Genomic DNA, 2197 nt, shown 5'->3' with positions numbered 1-2197 from the left:
TCCGAGCACCGGACGGTCCTGAACTAATACTACTTTTGCACCACGTCTGGCTGCCGTGAGTGCGCAGCAGACTCCTGTAAGTCCTCCACCGATAACAATGATGTCACCTGTGACCGTTACACTTTTTGTAGCGCGGGAAGATACAAATCCTTGACTGTTCATGTTCTTAGATTATATATTTTTTTATTTATTTTTTATAACGGATGACTAAGCCGACAGTCAGGACAATGAGGCCCATTATGATCGGGATGTATCGGGAACTTTCTGCCATGCAGCCGAGAGCGGCGATAAACAGACCTGCAACCGAAATGCTCAGGCCGAGCACTCGTCGGGTGTAGCGGTTGGCCGCGTCGCTTTGGGCCGCGGGAAGTGTATTGTCATTATGCTTCCGGGCTGCATAAGCGAGATATTTCGGATCGACATAATTTTTGCTTTTCAGATATATTTCAGCAAAGGCCAGGAGCGCTACCGGCACAAAGGCACCGAGTCCCATTTCTGCTCCGCGGCTCAGAGTCAGGCCCAGCAGCGGAGTCAGGAATTTGAAGGAGAGTGTGACGGCGAGGCTCAGCAGTGTCACGGTCAGGATGCTGCGTGCGTTCTGACGGCGGCTGAAAAGTGACCAGATGATCGGCAGATAGATCGGCACTCCGGTGAGTGCGGCCACACTGATGACTACGTTGACAATTCCTCCCATGCTTTTCACCAGCAGGGCGACAATGAGTGCGAGCAGGCCGAAGCCGAGGGTCGAAAGACGTGCGACCCGCATGAGTGTTTTATCGGAGGCCTTGGGGCTGATACGTTTGAATATATCGTTTGTGAATACTCCGGCAGAGATGTTGAGAGTAGCGTTCAGCGAGCTTGCGGTGGCGAAGATCATTCCGCCGAGCATCAGGCCGAGCAGCCCTTGAGGCATTGCGAGCTTACACATCAGCAGATAGGCGTTTTCATTGTCGAGTCCGCCAAGAGAGGGATCGTATATTCTGTACAGCATCGGCGGAAGCATCCACAGCAAGGCGCTGACAAGATAAAGGCCTCCGAAAAGCCAACCGACTTTCTTGCTGTCATTAGCGCTTTTGACAGATGTGTAGCGTTGCACGTAGGCCCAGTTGCCTCCCAGGAAAAAGGAGTTGTAGACACAGAAGGCCAGGAGGAACCACCATGAATATTCTCCGTGGACAGGTTCCATGAATCCCGCCGGAACTGAATCGATGAAGTTGCCGAGACCGCCTACCTTTTCAAAAGACAGAGGGACAACGATTATCACTGCTGAAAACAGGATGATGAATTGCAGGACGTCTGTCACGATGACTCCGCGAAGTCCTCCGATCGAGACATAGATCATGCTGAATACTCCGAGTCCTAAAATTGAATAGGTCAGAGGAATTCCGGCTGCGACTTCAACGATCTTTGCTACCGGATAGAGAAAACTGCCGGTGGTGAAGACCGAAACGACAAGAAATATGTAGGTATAGAATTTCTGGACATTGACTCCGAGGCGTTCACTGATATACTGGGCGGCAGTCAGGCTGTGGGTGCGTTGCCATCGTGGCGCGATCCATGTCCCGACAATAAAGCCTGCAAGAGCCATTGTCATCTGTATCATCACGGCGACAAAACCGTAGGAATAGGCGATAGATCCCCAGACAACGAATGTTCCGGCTGAGAAAAATCCCATGAACAGAGACAGGCCGCTCATCCCCCAGGGGACGTTGCCTCCTCCTGCAAAAAAGCTTTTCATGTCTTTTCCGGTTCTGGAAAAGGCGATGCCCGTCGCAAGGACACCGATTGAGAAAAGTAAGATCGTTATCAGATCAAGGTTGCTCATGTTTTGTTGGTTTAAGGTATTGCGTTATTTATAGGAGTGATAAAGAACAACAGTTAAATTTTCAGATGTGATGATGATCGTTATGTTGTTCCTGCAATGCAAATTTATAAATTATAAATATAAGATATTCATAAACTTACGATAAAATTTACGGGAACGTTTCCGGTGGGGATATGGAAACGTTTCCGAAATCTCGACCGGGATAATCCGACCGATTCAACGCTTTCGGCTCCAGCTTATGGGAGCATCAAAAGATGCGTTTGTAGCTTAAGAGGTTGTTAAAAAACAATAGTTAAAAACTTTCGCAGGCGACGGTATTGTTGTTTTTTTCTGTCAATAATTTCATGTCTGAGAATTTTTAAAGTTACCTTA

At 48.5% G+C, this 2197-nt stretch carries 2 protein-coding genes; both read right to left on the bottom strand.

What is annotated here, in order from left to right; translation table 11 throughout:
• On the bottom strand, nt 1-162 hold a 162-nt coding region (locus K2H17_RS11100), incomplete at its 3' end, for an FAD-dependent oxidoreductase (protein ID WP_300134777.1).
• Between the two features lie 25 nt (nt 163-187).
• The gene (locus tag K2H17_RS11095; protein ID WP_363319941.1) at nt 188-1738 is read right to left on the bottom strand and encodes a sodium transporter; all 1551 of its coding nucleotides are present in this window, start codon (nt 1736-1738) and stop codon (nt 188-190) included.
• Nucleotides 1739-2197: the final 459 nt, after the last annotated feature.

The sequence above is a fragment of the Duncaniella sp. genome, from assembly GCF_029054785.1.
Lineage (GTDB): Bacteria > Bacteroidota > Bacteroidia > Bacteroidales > Muribaculaceae > Duncaniella.
This window is presented reverse-complemented; position numbering and strand designations above follow the sequence as displayed.